The organism is Phyllobacterium sp. TAF24 (assembly GCF_052113785.1).
Taxonomy (GTDB): Bacteria; Pseudomonadota; Alphaproteobacteria; order Rhizobiales; family Rhizobiaceae; genus Phyllobacterium.
The window spans coordinates 40,446-57,131 of record NZ_JBFRDN010000021.1 but is presented as its reverse complement, the minus strand read 5'-3'; the positions used below and the strand labels follow the sequence as shown (position 1 = coordinate 57,131).

The 16,686-nt window shown below is 55.5% G+C and carries 14 protein-coding genes; 8 read left to right on the top strand and 6 right to left on the bottom strand.

Annotated features, from left to right (window positions below; translation table 11 throughout):
* Positions 1-142 precede the first annotated feature (142 nt).
* The 5 genes from purU to AB4Y96_RS17810 all read right to left on the bottom strand — a co-directional run bounded on the left by purU (position 143) and on the right by AB4Y96_RS17810 (position 4,584).
* The gene (gene purU, locus AB4Y96_RS17830; protein WP_441918828.1) at positions 143-1,039 is read right to left on the bottom strand and encodes a formyltetrahydrofolate deformylase; all 897 of its coding nucleotides are present in this window, start codon (positions 1,037-1,039) and stop codon (positions 143-145) included.
* 4 nt (positions 1,040-1,043) lie between these two features.
* On the bottom strand, positions 1,044-1,841 hold the full coding sequence (locus AB4Y96_RS17825) for a 3-methyl-2-oxobutanoate hydroxymethyltransferase (RefSeq protein ID WP_441918826.1): 798 nt from the start codon (positions 1,839-1,841) through the stop codon (positions 1,044-1,046).
* A 12-nt stretch (positions 1,842-1,853) separates the two neighbouring features.
* Positions 1,854-3,104, bottom strand: a complete 1,251-nt coding sequence (locus tag AB4Y96_RS17820) for an NAD(P)/FAD-dependent oxidoreductase (RefSeq protein WP_441918824.1) — start codon at positions 3,102-3,104, stop codon at positions 1,854-1,856.
* Positions 3,101-3,418: a MocE family 2Fe-2S type ferredoxin gene (locus AB4Y96_RS17815; RefSeq protein WP_441918822.1), complete on the bottom strand. Its 318-nt coding sequence runs from the start codon at positions 3,416-3,418 to the stop codon at positions 3,101-3,103. The genes AB4Y96_RS17820 and AB4Y96_RS17815 overlap by 4 nt, the downstream gene beginning before the upstream one ends.
* Positions 3,419-3,489: 71 nt before the next feature.
* Positions 3,490-4,584, bottom strand: coding sequence for a fatty acid desaturase family protein (locus AB4Y96_RS17810; protein WP_441918821.1), 1,095 nt, complete (start codon positions 4,582-4,584; stop codon positions 3,490-3,492).
* Between the two features lie 165 nt (positions 4,585-4,749).
* On the opposite strand from AB4Y96_RS17810, the gene AB4Y96_RS17805 reads away from it, so the two are divergent.
* The 6 genes from AB4Y96_RS17805 to iolG all read left to right on the top strand — a co-directional run bounded on the left by AB4Y96_RS17805 (position 4,750) and on the right by iolG (position 12,045).
* Entirely contained in the window at positions 4,750-5,781 is a 1,032-nt protein-coding gene (locus tag AB4Y96_RS17805; RefSeq protein ID WP_441918819.1) for a LacI family DNA-binding transcriptional regulator, read from the top strand.
* Between the two features lie 123 nt (positions 5,782-5,904).
* The gene (locus AB4Y96_RS17800; protein ID WP_441918817.1) at positions 5,905-6,732 is read left to right on the top strand and encodes a TIM barrel protein; all 828 of its coding nucleotides are present in this window, start codon (positions 5,905-5,907) and stop codon (positions 6,730-6,732) included.
* 444 nt (positions 6,733-7,176) lie between these two features.
* Positions 7,177-8,106 (top strand): sugar ABC transporter substrate-binding protein, encoded by a 930-nt coding sequence (locus AB4Y96_RS17795; protein ID WP_441918815.1) that lies wholly within the window; start codon positions 7,177-7,179, stop codon positions 8,104-8,106.
* Positions 8,107-8,182: 76 nt separating this feature from the next.
* On the top strand, positions 8,183-9,724 hold the full coding sequence (locus AB4Y96_RS17790; RefSeq protein WP_441918814.1) for a sugar ABC transporter ATP-binding protein: 1,542 nt from the start codon (positions 8,183-8,185) through the stop codon (positions 9,722-9,724).
* Positions 9,725-9,752: 28 nt separating this feature from the next.
* On the top strand, positions 9,753-10,766 hold the full coding sequence (locus AB4Y96_RS17785) for an ABC transporter permease (protein ID WP_441918812.1): 1,014 nt from the start codon (positions 9,753-9,755) through the stop codon (positions 10,764-10,766).
* A gap of 289 nt (positions 10,767-11,055) precedes the next feature.
* Complete coding sequence (iolG, locus tag AB4Y96_RS17780; RefSeq protein ID WP_091878117.1) at positions 11,056-12,045, top strand: inositol 2-dehydrogenase; 990 nt, start codon at positions 11,056-11,058, stop codon at positions 12,043-12,045.
* 224 nt (positions 12,046-12,269) lie between these two features.
* Here the strand turns inward: iolG and AB4Y96_RS17775 are convergent, their stop codons facing one another.
* Positions 12,270-13,403: a Gfo/Idh/MocA family protein gene (locus AB4Y96_RS17775; protein ID WP_441918810.1), complete on the bottom strand. Its 1,134-nt coding sequence runs from the start codon at positions 13,401-13,403 to the stop codon at positions 12,270-12,272.
* A gap of 159 nt (positions 13,404-13,562) precedes the next feature.
* On the opposite strand from AB4Y96_RS17775, the gene AB4Y96_RS17770 reads away from it, so the two are divergent.
* Positions 13,563-14,405 (top strand): MurR/RpiR family transcriptional regulator, encoded by an 843-nt coding sequence (locus AB4Y96_RS17770; RefSeq protein WP_441918809.1) that lies wholly within the window; start codon positions 13,563-13,565, stop codon positions 14,403-14,405.
* Positions 14,406-14,744: 339 nt separating this feature from the next.
* Positions 14,745-16,676, top strand: coding sequence for a bifunctional 5-dehydro-2-deoxygluconokinase/5-dehydro-2-deoxyphosphogluconate aldolase (locus AB4Y96_RS17765; RefSeq protein ID WP_441918807.1), 1,932 nt, complete (start codon positions 14,745-14,747; stop codon positions 16,674-16,676).
* Positions 16,677-16,686 lie beyond the last annotated feature (10 nt).

The window sequence follows — 16,686 nt, the reverse complement described above, 5'->3', positions numbered from 1 at the left end:
AGGATGACGCAGAGGGGTGATGTAAGGGAGCCAAGTTCTGCGACGTTGGCGATTAGCATTGCATCCACCCAAGCCCCTCATGGTGAGCTTGTCGAACCACGCACCACAATCTATGCAATGATATGAGTTGAAAACTTATTGGCTAAAACACCACCGTCTTATGCCCATTGAGCATGACACGGGATTCAAGGTGTTTCTTGACCGCCCGTGCCAGTACCCGGCTCTCAATATCGCGGCCAGTGGCAACAAAGTCCTCGGCGCTCATGGCGTGGCTGACCCGCTCGGTCTCCTGTTCAATGATCGGGCCTTCATCCAGATCGGGCGTGACATAATGCGCTGTCGCACCGATCAGCTTCACGCCGCGCTCGAAGGCCTGATGATAGGGCTTTGCCCCCTTGAAGCTTGGCAGGAACGAGTGGTGGATGTTGATCACCTTGCCAAACAGCCGCTTGGAGATGTTGTCTGAGAGCACCTGCATGTAGCGGGCAAGGATGACCAGATCAGCACCGGTGTCCTTGACGATCTTGAGCAGCGCGTCTTCCTGCTCCTTCTTGTTATCCTTGGAGACAGGCAGCACGTGGTAGGGGATACCCTCATGCTCGGCAAAGCGGCGGCTGTCTTCGTGGTTGGAGACAATGGCGGCAACGTCTGCATCGAGCCAGCCAACCTTGATCTGGTAGATCAGATGCAGCAGTGCATGGTCGAACTTCGACACCATGATGACGATCTTCGGCTTCTTCGCCTGATCGATGAGGGTTGTCTTCATGCCGAAACGCTCGACGGCAGGTTTCAATGCCCGCTCGACATCATCCTTGGAGGTGGCCTCCGATGCGGCAAAGGCAATGCGCATGAAGAAGCGATTGGTCTGGCGATCCCAGAACTGGTTGCTCTCGGCAATATTGGCATCGAGTGCCGCAAGCTCCGTCGTCACCGATGCCACAATCCCCGGCTTGTCTTCGCACGATAGGGTGAGGACAAAGCTGTGCGTGTAATCAGAGGACTGACGGGTTGCGGGCAGGGTGGGGGACTGATGATCCATTGGTTCAAACTCCAGGAAGCTCTTTCAGAAAACGGTCCAGTTCGTCATGCGGAATTCCAACTACATGTTCGGCTGCCGGATAGGTTTTTGCGTGCACGTCTGCGACAAACTCGGAAAAGGCTGCGACCCTTTCCTGCTGGAGGCGGTCATATTCTGCGGAAAAATTGCGATAGACCTTGGCATGGCGGGGATAGTGGCCGCGGTTTGATCCGAGAATATCCTCGGCGAAAAGATATTGCGCATCACAGCCTGCGCCTGCACCCATGGAAATCATGAACATGGATGTGCGCTCGCTGATGGCTGTCGCGACATCAACAGGCACGACCTCAATCTCGGCGGCAAATGCACCTGCCTCCTCCAGCGCCTTGGTCTGGCGCCAGATATCGAGGGCGCTCTGGGCTGTCTTGCCAACTGCCTTGAACCCGCCTGTCCATGTTGCTTTCGAGGGGATCAGGCCGACATGGCCACAAACGGGAATGCCTTCATCGCGCATTCGCCGGATAGTGGAAAGGCTGGCAGCGCAATAGACAGCGTCACCGCCAGCGCGCAAGGCGGTAAAGGCTGCACGCATATAATCTTCAGCCGTGACGAAATCTCCGTACTCCAGACCGGGAATGGTGAAGCAGCTTGGTGCCGCATCGCGAAAAACAGGAGTCAAAAGCGCTGGCGGCACTGAAAGGATGTCAATGCGTGCGCGTTCGGCGGCTTCGGCTTCCTCCAATGTTTCAACCCGCAGCATGGTCAGCTGGCGGCGACCTTTCATGGACAGAATGTCTGCTACCGTGGGGCGTTTATTGGCCATATCGGTTATCTTTCAAGCTGCGAGTAGGGATTTGAGTTTGATATCCGACGCGGCAAGATGTGCCGGATCAGGATAGGCGCGCCGTGCAATCAGCATTTCCGCGAGGCGGATATCCCGGGCAACAGCATTGCCGGGACCAATACCGCTGGCGGCGACAAGGCGTCCGTCCGATGCGAGATGGAAGAGAATGAAAGCGTCATCGCCGAGATCGCGGCGGATTATGGTGCTGCCTTCGTCCGCAAGCCCTGCCACCTGTAGCCCCAGATCATATTGATCAGACCAGAACCACGGAACCGACAGATGCGGCTCAGCAAGACCCAGCATATTGCGCGCGGCCAGAGTTCCCTGTTCCTGTGCGTTGCGCCATGCTTCGAGCCGCACGCGCCGGCCGCCATAGATGGAGAGCGGGAAAGCACAGCAATCACCAGCGGCAAAGATTGCCGGGTCATCAGTCTGCAAGTGTTCATTGACGATAATGCCATTGCCGATTGCAAGGCCTGCCGCTTCGGCAAGTGCTGTGACCGGAGTAGCGCCAATGCCGATGACGACAAGATCCGCCTCCAGACTCTCACCGTCGGCAAGGGTGATCGTGGCGCGCGCATCATTGTCTGAAATTCCTGATAGTTTGATCCCGCAGCGAAGATGCACGCCCTCCTTGGCATGGCGAGCCGCGATGATTTTAGCGATTTCCTCCGGCACGCCGCGCATCAGCACCCGCGCCTGTGTTTCAAGCACGGTCACCGAAGCACCGCGTTTGCGCGCATTGGCGGCAAGTTCCAGCCCGATAAATCCGCCACCGATGATGGCAATATCTGCCCCCGGTTGAAAGCGCGCGCGAATAGCAAGCGCATCATCATAGCTGCGCAGATAGGCGCAATGTTTGCTTTCCACCGCTAGCGGCAGGATTCGGGGAATAGCTCCGGTTGCGAGCAGCAATTTGTCATAGGCAAGACTATTTCCGTTTGCGAAGACGACTTTCTTCGTCTTCCGGTCGATTCCTGTCACTGCTGTATCAGCCAAAAAGCCGATGTTCCGCTCCAGGAATTGGACTTCTCTGGCGATGGTCCGCGGCGTGGGATGTTCCTCAGAGATCATTGCATCCTTGGACAAAGGCGGGCGCTCATAGGGAAGATGCTTTTCAGCGCCAATCAAAGTGATCGAACCTCCATAGCCATTTTCACGCAAGGCAAAGGCGGCACGGACACCGCATTCGCCAGCGCCGATGATGACCATGCCCGATGTCCCCGATGTCCACGATGTCATTGACTCAACTGGATGAGGACTTTGCCCGCTTCCACCTTTACCGGGTAGGTTTTCAGATTAATGCAGACCGGCGCGCCTTTGGCCTGTCCGGTCTTGTAATTGAAACGCCCATTGTGTTTGGGGCACTCGATGATGTCATCCATGACAAGCCCGTCGGCCAGATGAATATGCTCATGCGTGCAAAGTCCATCGGTGGCGAAGAACTCGTCATCTGGGCTGCGATAGATGGCAAAGGTGCGGCCTTCGTGATCAAATCGCATGACATCCTCCTCGTCAATATCGTCAGCCGTACAGGCCTCTATCCAGTCACTCATGGTTTTCCTCCCTTTGGTAAGAGCTTGCGAAAGCTCCGCCTATCGGTCTTATGTGTAAGTATTTACTTACCTTATTGCGCTGCGGCGCGCGCTGCTTCCCCATGAAACTCGTCGCGATAGGGCTTGGCGGTCAGCGGCAGTTCACGGCGCAGATAATAGTCTTCGTTGCGCAACTGGCGCAGGAAGGCCGGCAGCATTTCCCGGTAGCCGTCCAGAATGCCGGGATTGGGCGCAGGAAGGTCGTGCCTGATCATGGCGTGCAGGCGTGGCAATGCATGGTAGGGCACCATGGGAAACATGTGGTGCTCCACGTGATAATTCATGTTCCAGTAGATGAACCGGCTGACCGGATTCATGAGGACTGTGCGGCTGTTGAGCCGGTGATCCACGACATTATCGGCAAGGCCGCCATGCTGCAGCAGGCCGGTCAGGACGTGATGCCATGCACCATAAAGGCGGGGCAAGCCAATCAGCACGAGGGGCAGGATCGAGCCCATATAAAGAGCCAAAGCAATGGTCGCGATATAGATGGCCAGCCATATCCGAGCAATGCGGACAGCCTTGGGTTGCTCCTGTTCGGGGATGAATGTCTTTTCCTCGGCGCTGACGAAACCGGCAGCATTGCGCAGCATATCGACAACCGCATGCCATGCATCGAGAATGCCAAAGAAGTTCAGAACGAGACGCAAAAGATCGGGCGGGCGCATGACCGCAATTTCCGGATCGCGGCCGACGATAACCGTATCGGTATGATGACGGGCATGGCTCCAGCGCCATGTCACGGGATTGCGCATGATCATGAAACAGGCGATCTGATAGACCGCATCATTCATCCAGCGGGTTTTGAAGGCTGTGCCGTGGCCGCATTCATGCCAGCGGGAATCGGAAGCCGAGCCATAAAGCACACCGTAAGCGAGGAAGAACGGGACACACCAGATACTGCCCCACAGGACAACACCAAGTACCGCCAGAACAACCATGCTGCTGAGCCAGATCGCCGTGTCGCGAATGGCTGGGCCGTCATCGCGTTTCATCAGCTCTTTCATTTCTTTGCGGGAAACGTCCGTGTGATACCATTCCGCCGCGGCAAGGCCAGTTTCAACGGCACGTTGTGAATCGCGCCCGATCAGGCTGTAGTCGCGTGCTGCGGGTAATATTGCGTCCATTACAGGACCTCCCAATCCTCTGGCTTGAAGGTTTAAAGACCTCCGTATTTCCAGGGGAAGGGTACCGATGCGGCAGCTCTGGCTCAATGGCAGATGATAACATTCTATCATCAGCCATCATTTGATGCTATCAATCAATGATAGAATCTATCATTTGAGGCGCATATGGCAAACAGACCGACAATTGCTGATCTAGCCCGGGTTTCCGGTGTCAGTGTTGCGACAGTGGATCGCGTGCTCAACAATCGCCTGCCGGTACGTGAGGAAACGGCCCGGCGCGTTTACGAGGCGGCAAACAGCATTGGTTATCATGCGGCTGGGCTAATCCGTCAGCGAATGCGGCAGGAATTGCCGGAATATAGGCTGGGTTTTCTCCTGCAAAAATCAGGCCAATATTTCTATCAAGAATTTGCAAGGGAAATTGATGTGGCGGTGAATGCGGCGCCGCATTTTCGCGGGGTACCGGTGGTCGATTTCTGTCCCTCGCTGGCGCCTGAGGATATTATCGCCAAGCTGAAATCACTGGCCGGACGCACGCAGTCAATTGCGCTTGTCGCCCCGGATCATCCGGCGATCACCATGGCGATTGACGCGTTGAAAGCCAAGGGGATAGCCGTGTTCTCGCTGCTTTCTGATTTTGCGGCCGGGGTGCGGGAAGGATATGTCGGTCTGAACAATCGCAAGGTTGGGCGCACGGCGGCTTGGATGATCGCCAAGGCAGCGCGCGGCCCCGGAAAGGTCGCCATCTTCGTCGGCAGTCATCGCTTTCAAGGGCACGAGCTTCGGGAAATTGGTTTCCGCTCGTTCTTCCGGGAGGAAGCGCCAGATTTTACCGTGCTTGATACACTGATCAATCTGGAGACGCGCCAGATCACCCATGAAGCAATGCTCAACCTTTTGGAGAATCACCCGGATTTGGTGGGTTGTTATGTTGCCGGTGGTGGCATGGAAGGGGCGATTGCAGCGCTGCGCCAGAGTGATTTGCCTGAGCCGCCTGTCATGATCTGCAATGAAATTACGCCGGAATCCCGCGCTGCATTGGCGGATAATGTAGCGACGATGGCAATTGCGACACCCCTGCCGCGTCTCTGCCGCGAATTGGTGGAGTTGATGGGTCACGCCATTGAATCGGGCGCGCCCAACGCGCCCGGGCAAACCTTCCTGCCGTTCGATATTTACCTGCCTGAGAACATCTAATTCACTGAATCTATCAGAAATGATAGTTTTTGGTTTGCGGGCAATTGACTGGCCGGGCAATGGAACAGATGTTTCGCGCGGCGCTTACAATGCGCTGACATTTCATTCCCAGGAGATTTTCGGATGAGCGCGACACGTTCCGCACCGGTTTTTGCAATCAATCATATGGTCACGCCCAATTTGCGGCCGCAGGCGTTTTTCCAACTGGCGCGCTCTCTCGATTTGCAGGATGTCGAAATCCGCAACGATCTGTCAGGCAATGCCATTACTGATGGAACACCGGCAGCGGAGATTCGTGCGCAAGCCGCAGAAGTCGGTGTAAAGATTGCAACGATCAATGCCTTGCAGCGCTTCAACGAATGGACGCCTGAGCGCGAACAGGAAGCCATTACACTTGCCGATTACGCCCGCGAAGCTGGGGCTGCTGCTCTGGTTCTGGTGCCTGTCAATGATGGAACAGGCCAGAAGGACGGTGAACGGCAGGCCAATCTGCGGGTCGCATTGAAAGCTTTGTTGCCTATTCTGGACGAGCGCGGTTTGAAAGGTTTTGTCGAGCCGCTCGGCTTTGAAATCTGCTCGCTGCGCTCAAAGCGGGAGGCTGTGGAAGCCATCAAGGATGTGAACGGGCAGGGCACTTTCCGCGTTGTTCATGATACATTTCACCACCATCTCGCTGGAGAACCGGCACTTTTCCCCGAATGGACCGGTCTCGTCCACATATCCGGGGTGACGGATGCTGCCGTATCGGTCAGCGATATGCGCGATTCGCACCGGGTGCTTGTCGATGCACAGGATCGTCTTGGCAATGTCGCACAAATCCGGGCGCTTCTGGATGCGGGGTACACAGGTCTGTTCTCATTCGAACCATTTGCCGAGGAAGTGCAGGCGCTTGAGAAACCTGCCGCTGCCTTGTCCGAGAGCATTGCCCTGATCCGGCACCACCTGGCTTGATCGCCCGGTTCCTAGGAACGATCCGGACGAATATCCGGATCGTTCCGCGATTCTTTTCTGGTTTCTGGTGATCTCCCGCGCTCCTGCTGCGCGTCTCGGGCGTCATCCAGAAACTGCACAGCAGTGCAAAATAATTTCCCGTCGAACGAAGTGCCGTTGTCCAGCCGGGTTGGTGAGAAACTTGCCCGAGCAACCCGTTTTTGTGATCTGGGCTGTTGGAATCGCGCTTGACGCCTTCTTCGGAAAATGGAATAAATATTTCAGAAACTGGATGCAACGGTTTTTATATTCCGTATGACAAGTCCAGAAAAAGTTTGCGCGGCGTTTCGCGCACTCTAGGGGCAGAGGTATCGCTGGCAGCAGGGGTTGCATGGCTACGATGCCGACGTTCGCGGAGCTTCCGGATCAGGACGGTGTGGCCGGGCACCATGTGGAGGAGAAGAAATGAAGAAGCTGATTTTGACTATGGCTGTTTCAGCCTTGATGAGCACATCGGCACTTGCCGCCAATATTGGCGTGTCGATGGCGCAGTTTGACGACAACTTTCTGACGGTTCTGCGCAATGGTATGCAGGACTATGCCAAGACGCTGGATGGCGTGACGCTGCAAGTGGAGGACGCGCAGAACGACGTTGCCAAGCAACAGAGCCAGATACAGAACTTTATTGCTTCCAAGGTCGATGCCATCATCATCAATGCGGTGGACACGGATGCGACTGCCGCCATGTCGAAGCTGGCAACAGCTGCCGGTATTCCGCTTGTTTATGTCAATCGCGAACCTGTCAATGTGAACGAACTTCCTGCCAAGCAGGCTTTTGTTGCTTCGAACGAAGTGGAGTCCGGCACGCTTGAGACCAAGGAAGTCTGCAAGCTTCTGAAGGGCAAGGGCAAGATCGTCGTTATGATGGGTGAATTGTCCAATCAGGCCGCGCGCCAGCGCACAAAGGACATTCACGACGTTATCGCTACCGATGAATGCAAAGGCCTGACGATTGTTGAAGAGCAGACTGCCAACTGGTCGCGCACACAGGGTGCCGACCTCATGACCAACTGGCTCTCAGCCGGCCTGGAATTCGACGCGGTTATCTCCAACAATGACGAAATGGCAATCGGCGCGATTCAGGCTCTGAAAGCTGCTGGCCGCAAGATGGATACGGTTGTTGTCGCCGGTGTGGACGCAACGCAGGATGCGCTTGCAGCCATGGCTGCCGGTGATCTCGACGTGACTGTGTTCCAGAATGCCGCCGGTCAGGGCAAGGGCTCGGTCGATGCGGCGCTGAAGCTTGCCAAGGGCGAAAAGGTCGAGGCCAAGGTCTACATCCCGTTCGAACTGGTCACGCCTGACAATCTGTCAAAATACCAGTCCAAGAACTAAGGCACAGCGCCTTTGCCCCGGAACGCGCTTTGAGTGCGTTCCGGTCTCTGTTCAATGTCTCGGGGAGGAGACGATTATGGCAGTCAGCCCAACGACTATGGCTGCGGTGCGCGCCAGTGGTGCGGTGCCGAAGGCCGAATATCTGCTCAATGTTGAAAACATCCGCAAGGAATTTCCCGGCGTTCTGGCGCTGGATGATGTGTCGTTCCGGCTGAAGCGCGGCACCGTGCATGCGCTGATGGGTGAAAATGGCGCCGGTAAATCCACACTGATGAAAATCCTTGCCGGAATATATGTTCCGGATCAGGGCGAAGTCTTTCTGAAGGGCCTGCCGATCCGTTTGAAATCTCCACTGGATGCGCTAGAGAACGGCATTGCCATGATCCATCAGGAATTGAACCTGATGCCGTTCATGACGGTGGCCGAAAATATCTGGATTCGGCGCGAGCCGAAAAACATGTTCGGCTTTGTCGATCACGGCAAGATGTTCGAAATGACGGCCGATCTCTTCAAGCGGCTGAACATCGCGCTTGATCCGGAATCGCAGGTGCGTGACCTCAGCGTGGCCAACCGGCAGATGGTCGAGATTGCCAAGGCGGTCTCCTACGAATCCGATGTGCTGATCATGGATGAACCGACCTCGGCGCTGACCGAGCGCGAGGTTGCGCATCTGTTCGAGATTATTCGTAACCTGCGCAGTCAGGGGATCGGCATTGTCTATATCACCCACAAGATGAACGAGCTGTTCGAGATCGCCGACGAATTTTCGGTGTTTCGCGATGGCCGTTATATCGGCACGCACGCGTCTACGGATGTGACGCGCGATGACATTATCAAAATGATGGTCGGGCGCGAGATTACCCAGATGTTTCCGAAGGAGATCGTGCCCATTGGCGACGTTGTTCTTTCGGTGAAAGACCTTGCGCTGAAGGGTGTGTTCTCCGGCGTTTCCTTTGATGTGCGGGCAGGCGAGATTCTTGGCATTGCCGGTCTTGTTGGTTCGGGGCGCTCGAATGTGGYGGAAACCATTTTCGGTGTGACACCCGCGACGACAGGTTCGATGACCATTAATGGAAAACCGGTCGCCATTGCTTCACCCAATCAGGCGATCCAGCACGGCATGGCGTTTATTACGGAAGACCGCAAGGAAACCGGCTGCCTGCTTATTCTCGATGTTCTTGAAAATATGCAGATTGCGGTGTTGCAGGACCGCTTTGTCAAATTCGGCTTTGTCGCGGAGAAGGAAATTTCCGCAGCCTGCAAGGTCATGAGTGACAAGCTCAGGGTCAAGACGCCGAATCTGCAGGAGCGGGTGGAAAATCTTTCGGGTGGCAATCAGCAAAAGGTGTTGATCGGCCGCTGGCTGCTGACAAATCCGAAAATTCTCATTCTCGATGAACCGACGCGTGGCATCGATGTCGGCGCCAAGGCGGAAATCCACCGCCTTGTCTCCGAACTCGCCAAGCAGGGCGTCGCCGTCATCATGATCTCGTCTGAAATGCCCGAGGTGCTCGGCATGAGTGACCGGATCATGGTGATGCATGAGGGCCGCGTCACCGGCTTTCTGGATCGGGATGAAGCAACCCAGGTAAAAGTTATGGAGCTGGCTTCCAAGTGAAGCCGCTGCCTGACGGGGAGGAACAACAATGACAAGCGAACAAGCAACCGCAAAGACACCCACGCAACAGGGCCGCCGGCTGCCACCGGAGGTCAGCATCCTGCTGGTGCTCATCGGCATCGCGCTGATCTATGAGGTGCTCGGCTGGATTTTCGTTGGCCAGAGCTTTCTGATGAACCAGCAACGCCTGACGATCATCATTCTGCAGGTTTCGGTTATCGGTATTATTGCTGTCGGTGTGACGCAGGTCATTATTACAGGCGGTATTGATCTTTCGTCTGGCTCGGTTGTGGGCATGACCGCCATGATTGCGGCGAGTTTTGCGCAGGCGTCGACCTGGGCAAGGCCTGTCTATCCCAGCCTCACGGACCTGCCGTTCATCATTCCCCTGATTGTCGGCCTTGGCATTGGTCTTCTTGCGGGCATCGTCAATGGTGCGCTCATCGCACAGACCAAAATTCCCCCGTTCATTGCGACACTTGGCATGATGGTTTCGGCGCGCGGTGTGGCCAAATGGTACACCAAGGGTTCGCCGGTTTCGGGATTGACAGACCAGTTCAATTTCATCGGCACGGGTATCTGGCCAGTGGTAGTATTTCTGGTCGTCGCTTTCATTTTCCATATTGCCCTGCGCTACACTCGTTATGGCAAATTCACCTATGCCATCGGTGCCAATGTGCAGGCAGCGCGCGTCTCCGGCATCAATGTCGAGCGGCACCTGATCAAGGTTTATGCGATTGCTGGTGTTCTGGCTGGTCTTGCCGGTATCGTCACTGCGGCCCGCGCCCAGACCGCACAATCGGGCATGGGTGTGACCTATGAGCTCGATGCGATTGCCGCTGCGGTTATCGGCGGAACATCGCTGACCGGCGGTGTGGGGCGCATCACCGGAACAGTGATCGGTGCCATCATTCTCGGCGTGATGATTTCCGGTTTCACCTTCCTGCGCGTCGATGCCTATTATCAGGAAATCATCAAAGGTGTGATTATCGTTGCAGCCGTCGTGGTAGACGTTTATCGCCAGAAAAAGAGAAAAGTTTAAGTGGGTTGGTGCGTGGTTCGTGGTTCGACAGGCTCACCATGAGGGAGAGGGGTGATGAAAGGGTGCCAAGTTCTACACACGTTGCGATGTGACCTTTTTCATCTGCAACCTTTTTGATCTGCAATCTTTGCGATTAGCGTTGCACCACCCCTCTCCCTCATGGTGAGCTTGTCGAACCACGAACCACGAACCACGAACCAACCACTCACAACACAACGAAACCGCAGGCTTTGAAAATCAATCTGTAACGCCCGGAACCCATCCGGGCTTCTTTCCAAGAGGTAATGAAATGACTCTACGCTTTGGTCTGCTCGGTGCGGGCCGTATCGGCAAGGTTCACGCGAAAGCCGTGATTTCCAACAGCCAGGCGAAACTCGTGGCTGTGGCGGATGCGTTTGAACAGGCTGCAAAAGACCTTTCGGCTGCCTATGGCTGCGAAATCCGCACCATTGATGAGATCGAAAAGGCCGGGGATATCGATGCGGTGATCATCTGCACGCCGACCGACACCCATGCGGATCTGATCGAACGCTTTGCCCGTGCCGGTAAGGCGATCTTCTGTGAAAAGCCAATTGATCTCAACGTAAAGCGCGTTGAGGAATGCCTTGCTGTGGTTGATGAGACCAAGGCAACCCTGATGGTTGGTTTCAATCGCCGCTTTGATCCGCATTTTGCTGCCGTGCGCAAGGCTATTGATGATGGTTCCATCGGCACGGTTGAAATGGTCACGATTACCTCGCGTGATCCGGGTGCTCCGCCAGCCGAATACATCACCCGTTCCGGCGGTATATTCCGGGATATGACGATCCATGATTTTGACATGGCGCGTTTTCTGCTGGGTGAAGACCCGGTTGCCGTTACCGCGCATGCATCCGTTCTTGTTGACAAGAAGATCGGTGAGCTTGGCGACTATGACAGCGTGAGCGTGATCCTCTCCACCGCATCAGGCAAACAATGTGTTATTTCCAACTCGCGCCGCGCAACCTACGGCTATGATCAGCGCATTGAAGTGCATGGCTCCAAGGGTATGGTTGCGGCGGAGAACCAGCGTCCGGTCTCGATCGAAGTCGCAAACAGCAATGGTTATACGCGTCCGCCGCTGCACGATTTCTTCATGACCCGCTACACGGAAGCCTATGCCAACGAGATCGCTGCTTTCATCAACGCGATTGCAACGGGTACCAAGGCCGCGCCAAGTGGCAAGGATGGGTTGATTGCGCTGGCACTGGCCGATGCCGCATTGCGCTCTGTCAAGGAAGGCAAGACGATTAATCTTTGAGTTTTGGTGATGAGCGCTCTGCCGGTGCAAAAGCCGGCAGAGTGATTGTGTGGTTCGTGGTTCGACATAACAACCATGAGGCCCTTCGACAAGCTCAGGATGAGGGAGCTAAACTCTCCAAAGTTGCAGAATTTAACTCCCTTTCATCCCCCTCTCCCTCATGGTGAGCTTGTCGAACCACGAACCATGAGCCTGCAACCAATGTGATAAGGAGAAATCCCCTCTTACCTCACATCAACCCAGCGCTGCTCATGAAACGAACGAGCCATAGCATGAACCGTGCGCTCGATTTCCAGCCCCTCTTCAAAGCCGATCAGATGAGCGTCCTGACCGTTGATACGCTTGATCAACTCGTGACACTCGATGATCTTGAGATCGTTGAATCCAAGGCCATGGCCGGGGGCAGGGATGAACCGGCCATAGGGATCATGATGCGGGGCGGTGAGGATGGTGCGATAACCCTGTTCCGTCGGGCGGTCTGCCGTCACATAAAGCTGAAATTCGTTGGCACGTTCCTGATCAAACAGGATCGATCCCTTTGAGCCGAAGATTTGCAGGGCGATGCGGCCCTTGCGGCCCCAGGCCGAACGATTGACCTGAAGCGTTCCGGCAACGCCGTTTTCCATATGCAGGAGTACACTGGCGCTGTCATAGGTTTCCACGGCTTTCGTACCGCCGTCTTCAGTCTTGCGCTCTGCATAGGGCTTTGACATGTCGCACATCACCCTGTTGACACGGCCGAACAGCGCCCAGAGCAGCGAAAGCGGATGGACGGCAAAATCATCGAGTGCGCCATATCCGGACGTGGCGGCATGCTTCCAGTAGAACAGCGCCTCAGGGTCGGCCATGAAATCCTCATCCATCTCGATACGCAGATGGTTGACATCACCAATAATCTTTTCCGCCAGCAGCTGGCGGATGTGACGAATGGCAGGGCCTTGAATATAGTTATAGCCAAGGGCCGCAACCTTGCCTGACTTCTTCGCTGCTTCAGTCATCGCCTTGGCATCGTCGAATGCCGGTGCCATAGGCTTTTCACACCAGACATGCTTTCCGGCCTGAAGCGCGGCCAGCGCCATCTCGGGATGAAACTGGTTGGGGGTAGTAATGGAGATGATATCAACTTCAGGGTCGTTGATCACAGCGCGCCAGTCGCCGGAGGCTTTGCGGAAGCCAAACTCGGCTGCACGCTGATTGGCAAGATCAGCATTGGCTTCGCCCAGATGCACGAGACTGACGGCAGGCACGTCGCCAAAAACCGCACGGACGGAATTCCAGGCCAAGGCATGGCATTTACCCATGAACCCCGTACCAATCAGCCCAACACCAAGCGCGCGCGCATTCCCATGACCCGACATGTCTTCACTCCCACGACATTGAGGATGTCTGCATCTCTTGCAGATACTGATTGAAGTAATCTATAACGAATGAAAATGGAATAACTGATCCGTTTTGTGTGGCGGATTATTTTGGTAATCTCCAGATCAGTTACGCCAAACCAGAGGGAACGATTCGCAATGGGCAGCACGGCCACCCAAGCACCTTTGCCGCAGGACTTTGATGCTCTGCGCACGCTGATCCTGGACCGCCGCCAGCTTTTGCCCAAGCGGTTGGCGCAGATTGCCGCCTATGCCCTTGGCAATCCGGATGAAATTGCTTTTGGTACGGCGGCGAGCATTGCCCAATCGGCAGGTGTGCAGCCCTCGACGCTTATTCGCTTTGCCCAGCATCTGGGATTTGATGGCTTTACCAGCCTGCAATCGGTGTTCCGCGAGCGCCTGCGCGAACGGCAGGGCTCTTATGAAGAGCGGCTTTCCGGGTTGCGCGGCGATACATCGGGGCTTTCGAAAAATCGCGTTATTCTCAATGGTTTTCTCAATGCTGCCAGCCAGTCAATCCAGACCATATCCCGCAGTGTGGAAGACGATGTGCTGGAGTGCGCAGTGGAAGTGCTGGCGCAGGCGGAAACGATCTATCTCATCGCCCGGCGTCGTTCCTATCCGATCTCCGCTTATATGGCCTATGCCTTCGGCAAGCTGAAAATCCGCAACCAGCTGATTGAATCAACAGCCGGCATTGATCCGGAGATACTCTCTTTTGCCACACCAAATGATGCAGCCATTGCCATTAGTTTTTCACCCTATGCTTCTGCAACCGTGGAACATGCGGCGGCTCTGGCAGCGCGTGGTGTGCCTGTGGTGGCTATTACGGACAGTGCATTTTCACCGCTGGCACAATCAGGCAGTGTGTGGTTTGAGGCTGCGGAGGGGGATTTCTCCGGGTTTCGTTCGCTGTCGGGGACCATGGCGCTGGCGATGGCTTTAACTGTCAGCGTGGCTGAGAGACGCCGCAGTCTATAGTAAAAGCAATTGCAGGGATGTGGTTCGTGGTTCGACAAGCTCACCATGAGGGAGAGTGGTGATGAAAGGGAGTCAAGTTCTGTACTCTCTGTAATCTGCAATGCTGGCGACTAGCGTTGCATCCTCACTCTCCCTCATGGTGAGCTTGTCGAACCACGAACCACGAACCACGAACCACGAGCCACGCAGCCACTTTCTGCAATTTTCCATTGGTCAATCAGGTAGAATTATAAAAAGAACGTACATTCCATATTGACGATTTGATAGAATTATTATTTCATATAAGAAAATTCCCGGCCTGTTTTTGGCGGGCTGGATCAGCATATCGGGAGGAACATCATGGGCAGCGCTGAAACAGGCAAAAAGCTTGATGTCATTACCATTGGCCGCTCATCGGTTGATCTTTATGGCCAGCAGATCGGCTCCCGTCTTGAGGATATCGCATCTTTTGCAAAATCCGTTGGCGGTTGCCCGGCCAATATCGCCATCGGCACGGCGCGGCTCGGGCTGCGTTCGGCGCTTTTAAGCCGTGTCGGCGATGAGCAGATGGGGCGTTTCATTCGCGAGCAGATGCTGCGCGAAGGGGTTGCCGTCGATGGTGTTATCACCGATGCGGAGCGGCTTTCGGCTTTGGTGATCCTTTCAGTTGAAAACGACAAGAGTTTTCCCCTGATTTTCTACCGTGAGAATTGCGCCGATATGGCTCTTAATGCGGATGATGTCGACCCGGATTTCATCCGTTCGGCCCGCGCCGTGGTTGTCACCGGCACGCATTTTTCCAAGCCCAATACGGATGCCGCCCAGCGCAAGGCGATCCGCCTGATGAAGGAAGCGGGCGGCAAGGTTGTATTTGATATCGACTACCGGCCGAACCTTTGGGGCCTTGCCGGGCATGGCGCTGGTGACAGCCGCTATATCGCCTCCGATGCGGTGTCGAGCCATTTGAAAACGGTGCTTGCCGATTGTGACCTGATCGTCGGCACCGAAGAGGAAGTGCTGATTGCTTCGGGTGAAGCGGATCTACTCGCCGCGCTGAAAACCATTCGTGCGCTTTCCGCCAATGCCACCATTGTGCTCAAACGCGGCCCCATGGGCTGCATTGTCTATGAAGGCGCTATTTCAGACAATCTGGAAGACGGCATTGTCGGCAAGGGCTTCCCGATTGAAGTGTTCAATGTGCTGGGGGCGGGGGATGCTTTCATGTCCGGCTTTCTGCGCGGTTGGCTGGGTGGCGAAAGCCTTGCCACGGCGGCAACATGGGCGAATGCTTGTGGTGCCTTTGCCGTATCGCGCTTGTTGTGCTCGCCGGAAATTCCGACCTTCGAAGAACTGCAATTCTTCCTTGAACATGGCAGCCCGCAACATGCCCTACGCAAGGATGAAGCGATCAACCATGTGCATTGGGCAACGACGCGCCGTCACGATATTCCTTCGATGATGGCCTTTGCCATTGATCATCGCGTGCAGCTTGAAGAGCTTTCCCGGAAATTCAACGTCGATATCGGCAAGGTTCAGGCGTTCAAGGAGCTGGCCGTGAAGGCCGCCGCGAAGGTTGCGGATGGTCGAAGCGGTTACGGTATGCTGCTTGATGAAAAATTCGGCCGCGAGGCCATGTTCGAGTTTGCCCGGCACAGTTTTGACTGGTTGGGACGTCCGGTGGAACTGCCCGGCTCGCGTCCGCTGCGCTTTGAATTCTCGCAGGATATCGGCTCACAACTGGCGGAATGGCCGGTTGATCATTGCATCAAATGCCTGTGCTTCTATCATCCTGACGATCCAGCGGAGTTGAAGGCGGAACAGCAGGCAAAACTGCGCACGCTGTTTGAAGCGGCGCGCAAGGTTGGCCGCGAATTGCTGATCGAAATCATTGCCGGAAAGCACGGCGCGCTTGATGACAACACTATTCCCCGGGCGCTGGAAGAGCTCTATGCGCTCGGTATCAAGCCTGATTGGTGGAAGCTGGAGCCACAGGCCTCAAGCGCCGCATGGAAGAACATTGAGGCCGTCATTGAAAAGAACGATCCGTGGTGCCGGGGCGTGGTGCTGCTTGGACTGGAGGCACCGCAGGATGAGCTTGAAGCGGCTTTTGCCGCCACTGCCCATGCGCCAGTGGTCAAAGGTTTTGCTGTCGGTCGGACCATTTTCATGGATGCCGCAGAACAATGGCTGGCGGGGCGCATGTCCGATGAGGCTGCGATTGCCGATATGGCGGATCGTTTCGAAAAATTGACCAGAGCCTGGCTTGCCAGCCGCAAGCAACAAGCGGCATAGGCTATAGCAT